The 4,915-nt window shown below is 67.2% G+C and carries 4 protein-coding genes; 3 read left to right on the plus strand and 1 reads right to left on the minus strand.

Annotation, left to right across the window (positions count from 1 at the left end; all coding sequences use genetic code 11):
- From V6M56_RS19415 to V6M56_RS19425, 3 genes are all read left to right on the plus strand, one after another.
- Window positions 1–897: ABC transporter permease subunit (locus V6M56_RS19415; protein ID WP_332686070.1), on the plus strand; the 897-nt coding region annotated here is incomplete at its 5' end.
- A 192-nt stretch (window positions 898–1,089) separates the two neighbouring features.
- A complete protein-coding gene (locus V6M56_RS19420; RefSeq protein WP_332686072.1) occupies window positions 1,090–2,688 on the plus strand; it encodes an ABC transporter ATP-binding protein in 1,599 nt (532 codons plus the stop codon).
- A 277-nt stretch (window positions 2,689–2,965) separates the two neighbouring features.
- A complete protein-coding gene (locus V6M56_RS19425) occupies window positions 2,966–3,823 on the plus strand; it encodes a D-amino-acid transaminase (RefSeq protein ID WP_332686074.1) in 858 nt (285 codons plus the stop codon).
- 122 nt (window positions 3,824–3,945) lie between these two features.
- Here the strand turns inward: V6M56_RS19425 and V6M56_RS19430 are convergent, their stop codons facing one another.
- Window positions 3,946–4,818 carry a nucleotidyltransferase family protein gene (locus V6M56_RS19430; RefSeq protein WP_332686076.1) on the minus strand — a complete coding sequence of 291 codons (873 nt, stop codon included), beginning with the start codon at window positions 4,816–4,818 and terminating at the stop codon, window positions 3,946–3,948.
- Between the last annotated feature and the right edge of the window lie 97 nt (window positions 4,819–4,915).

Raw genomic sequence — 4,915 nt, forward strand, 5'->3', positions numbered from 1 at the left:
GAGGCGCTACCGGCCGCGGTGCAGCGCATCGCCTCGCGCATCCGGGCGACACCTGGCGAGATCGTGCTGGAGGCAACCCAGGTCCGGCTGGTGCTGACCTCGCCGAGGCCGATCGACCAGCGCCTGCTGGTCTATTTCGACCGCTCCGACCAGTTCGGCACGCCGCGGATCACGGCCACTGAACAGGAAGGCCGCAGGCTCGTGCTCGAAGTCCCGATCAAGCGCCGGCATTTCCTGTTCGGCACCGACGCCAATGGCCGCGACCTGCTGACCCGCACCCTGGTCGCCGGCCGGGTCTCGCTCGCCATCGGCCTGCTCGCCACCGGCGTCGCGCTGGTGATCGGCGTCGCCTATGGCGCGACTGCCGGCTATCTCGGCGGGCGCGTCGACATGGTGATGATGCGCATCGTCGACGTGCTCTATTGCCTGCCCTTCATCTTCTTCGTCATCCTGCTGGTGGTGTTCTTCGGGCGGAACTTCATCCTGATGTTCCTCGCCGTCGGCGCCATCGAATGGCTCGACATGGCGAGGATCGTCCGGGGCCAGACGCTCTCGATCAAGCGCCAGGAATATGTGCTGGCGGCCGAGGCGCTCGGCGTCTCGACCGGCGGCATCCTGAAGCGCCATGTCGTCCCCAACACGCTCGGCCCAATCATCGTCTACGTCACCCTGCTGGTCCCGAAGGTGATCCTGCTCGAGAGCTTCCTCTCCTTCCTGGGCCTAGGCGTACAGGAGCCGATGACGAGCTGGGGCGTGCTGATCTCCGACGGGGCGCGGGCGATCCAGGCGACGCCCTGGATGCTCGCCTTTCCCGCCGCCTTCCTGGTGACGACATTGTTCGCGCTGAACTTCCTCGGCGACGGCCTGCGCGACGCGCTCGACCCGAAGGATCGCTGAGATGGGAAAGGGTATGAGCGCCGCGACGGGTCCTCTCCCCCCTTGTGGGGGAGAGATAGAGAGGGGGGTAGTCAGCCGTGAGGTTGCGGAGCATGGGCGCTCTCGACCAGCTACTCGCGGAGCTTTCTCGCCAATCGCTCTCGATACCCCCCTCCCCAACCCTCCCCCAAAAGGGGGGAGGGAGCACGCGCCATGACGGCGGCCGAACCTATCCTCTCCATCCGCGACCTGCGCGTCCGCTTCCGCACCAATGACGGCATGGTCGAGGCGGTGCGTGGCATCGACCTCGATGTCGGCGCCGGCGAATTCGTCGCCATCGTCGGCGAATCCGGTTCCGGCAAGAGCCAGAGCGTGATGGCGGCGATGGGCCTGCTCGCCGGCAATGGCGAGGCATCGGGCTCGATCCGCTATCGCGGGGCCGAGCTGCTCGGCCTGCCGCCGGCCAGGCTCAACGCCTATCGCGGCAAGAAGCTCGCGATGATCTTCCAGGAACCGATGACCTCGCTCGATCCGCTGTTCCGGATCGGCACGCAGATGGCGGCGCCGCTGCGCCGGCATCAGGGCCTGTCGCGTAAGGCGGCGCGGGCGCGCGCGCTCGAGCTGCTGAAGCTGGTCAGCATTCCGCACCCCGAACGACGGCTCGATTCCTATCCGCACGAGCTTTCCGGCGGCCAGCGTCAGCGCGTGATGATCGCGATGGCGCTCGCCAACGATCCCGACATCCTGATCGCCGACGAGCCGACGACGGCGCTCGACGTCACCATCGAGGCCGAGATCCTCGCCCTGCTCGCCGAGCTCCGGCAGCGGCTCGGCATGGCGGTGATCCTGATCACGCATGATCTCGGCCTGGTGCGGAAATACGCCGAGCGCGTCCATGTGATGAAGGAGGGCGAGGTCGTCGAAAGCGGCAGCGCCGCCGCGATCTTCGCCGCCCCCTCCCATCCCTATACCTGCGCCCTGCTCGCCGCCGAGCCGCAGGGCCGCAAGGCGCCACCGCCAGCCGATGCGCCGATGCTGCTGGAGGCGCGCGACCTGCGCGTCAGCTACGAGCTGAGCCGCGGCTTCCTTCGGCGCGAGAAGGTGGTGCTGCACGCGGTAGACGGCGTCGCCCTGACGCTGCGGCGTGGCCAGACCATCGGCATCGTCGGCGAATCCGGCTCTGGCAAGTCGACGCTCGGCCGCGCCGTGCTGCGGCTCGTCCCGGCAGGCGGGTTGCTGCGCTTCGAGGACCGGGCGCTGATGCCGCTCGACCGTGCCGCGATGCGGCCCCTGCGCAAAAGCCTGCAGATCGTCTTCCAGGATCCCTATGGCTCACTCTCGCCCAGGCTCACAGTCGGCGAGATCGTCACCGAGGGGCTGCTGGTCCATGAGCCTGGCCTGTCGCGAGCCGAACGCGAGCGTCGCGCGGCGGAAGCGCTGGCCGAGGTCTCGCTCGATCCGCGCCTGCGCAACCGCTATCCGCACGAGTTCTCCGGCGGCCAGCGCCAGCGCATCGCGATCGCCCGCGCCATGATCCTGCATCCGGCACTGGTGGTGCTCGACGAGCCGACCTCGGCGCTCGACCGCACCGTGCAGAAGAGCATCGTCGCCCTTCTCAAGGACCTGCAGGCGCGGCACGACCTGTCCTATCTCTTCATCAGCCACGACCTCGCCGTGGTCCGCGCCATGGCCGACGAGATCATGGTGATGAAGGACGGCAGGATCGTCGAGAACGGCCCGACGGAAGCGATCTTCGAGAACCCGCAACAGCCCTATACGCAGCGACTGATCGCGGCGGCGCTGAAGGGCTGAGGCGCGTTCTCCTCCCTGGTCATCCCGGACAAGCCGCCCTCGGGTCCGGCCCTTGGCCGGCCCAAGGATAAACTCCGCGGCGCCGATCCAGGAGCCATGCCCGAACGGTTCGGCATGGGTCCCGGGTCTCCGCTGCGCTCCGCCCGGGACGACCGCGGAGGATGCACGACAAATCCCCGCCTTGCGCCAGGAGCCGGCCCGCCCGCCACGCCGGCCTCTCGCCTCGCGCGCGCCGCTCGGCTAGGAAGGGGCGTTCCCCCATCAAGAGAGCCGAGCGATGAGCCGCACCGTCTACGTCAATGGCGCCTATCTTCCCGAGGAAGAGGCGACGATCTCGATCTTCGACCGCGGCTTCATCTTCGGCGACGGCATTTATGAGGTCTCGGCCGTGCTCGGCGGCAAGCTCGTCGACTGCGAGGCGCATCTCGCCCGGCTGGAGCGCTCCTGCAACGAGATCGGACTCAAGCTGGCCTGGAGCAAGGCCGAGCTGGTCGCGATCCATCAGGAGATGATCGCCCGCAACGCTCTCGGCGAAGGCAGCATCTATCTCCAGGTCTCGCGCGGCGCCGCCGACCGCGACTTCGCCTTCCCGAAGGATGTGAAGCCGACGCTGATCCTGTTCACCCAGGCGCGCCAGTTTGCCGATACGCCGCTGGCGAAGACCGGCATCAAGGTGGTGAGCACGGCGGATCTGCGCTGGGCGCGCCGCGACATCAAGAGCGTCAACCTGCTCGGCCCGGTGCTGGCCAAGCAGTTCGCCGCCGAAAACGGCGCGCAGGAGGCCTGGCTGATCGAGGACGGCGTCGTCACCGAGGGCGCCTCCTCGACCGCCTGGATCGTCAAGGGCAAGACGCTGATCTCGCGGCCGCTCTCCAACAAGGTCCTGCCCGGCATCACCCGCACGGCGGTGCTCGCCTTCCTCGCCGAGAGCGGCTTTACCTTCGAGGAGCGCGAGTTCACGCTCGCGGAGGCGCTAGACGCCGAGGAAGCCTTCATCACCTCGGCCACCAGCCTGGTGATGCCGGTGACGACGATCGACGGCCACAGCATCCACAACGGCGCGCCGGGACCGGCGACGCTCAGGCTGCGCGAGATCTATATCGAGCACGCCCGCAAGGGCGGCGTGCTGGGCTGAGCGATCCTAGAGCATTTCCGTGCTTCTTCGAATCGCGGAAATGCTCTAATTTTTTTTGTTTTATCGCATTTTCTTCACGCGAACCGGTGGCCACTTCGCTTGAAAATGCTCCAGATGGGCTTTCACAGCGCCGCCAGCCGCTTCTCCAGGCCGTCGATGCGCGCAATGGCGGCGGCAAGGCGTTCCCGCCAGCGTGCTCCGCGCCCCAGCGCGTCGGCATAGGCTTCTCGCAATTCGTCAGGCCGGTCGCGAGCGAGAATATCGATCAACACGGCAGCCTGGCGGCGATCCTTCACCGCCTTGAGGCTGTTTGGGCCACCCTGCCTGCGGTCCGAGACGATCAGCTTGTGAATGGCGAATCGCTCGGGGCGAGGAATTTGGACCAGCACGCCGCTGCGATAGGTGACGGCTGCCTTGATCGGCTCAGCGATCAAATAATTGAGATAATGCAGCGACTGCGCATGGACGCCGAGCGCCGGCAGCGGCCGCGGTTCCTCGCGCTCCGTGAACGCAGGCGTGAGAAATTCGACGAGCGTCTCGCTACGGCTCTGTTTCCAGCGCCACGCCCGGCGCTGGTCGAGCACCGGCGCCGGTTCGAACGAAAACCCCGCCAGCAGGCGCGGAAGCGTCTCCTCGACCACGTCGCCGAGTGCGAGCGACAAGCGCTCGAAACTGGCTATGTCGATATCGTTGGTCTGCGCCGCCTGATCGAGGCCGTAACGGACACCCAGCTCGCCTTCGTAGAGGCGAAAGGCGATCGTCCCGACGAGGGTGCCGCCGAGCCGGAAGACACCGGCCTTCGCCATGGCTCCCAGCAGACCGCCGGTGCCGGCATCGACGCCGAGAAAACCTTCGGCGCGCAGGATCCTGATCAGACGAGTCCGGTTGGAGCGCGCTGCGGCACTCTCCTCGCGGAGCGCCGGAGCGCGGTCGAGGCGCTGCCGAAGCGCTTCGCTGTCCTCGCCAATATGGCCTGCTGCCGGTTTCGTGGACACCGCGATTGGGTGTTTCATGAAGCCGGAGGTGGCATATGCAGCGACGGAAGTTTGGGCGTGAGTTCAAGATCGAAGCGGTTCGCCTGATCAAGGATCG

The organism is Allobosea sp. (genome assembly GCF_036675845.1).
In the GTDB taxonomy this organism is placed as follows: domain Bacteria; phylum Pseudomonadota; class Alphaproteobacteria; order Rhizobiales; family Beijerinckiaceae; genus Allobosea.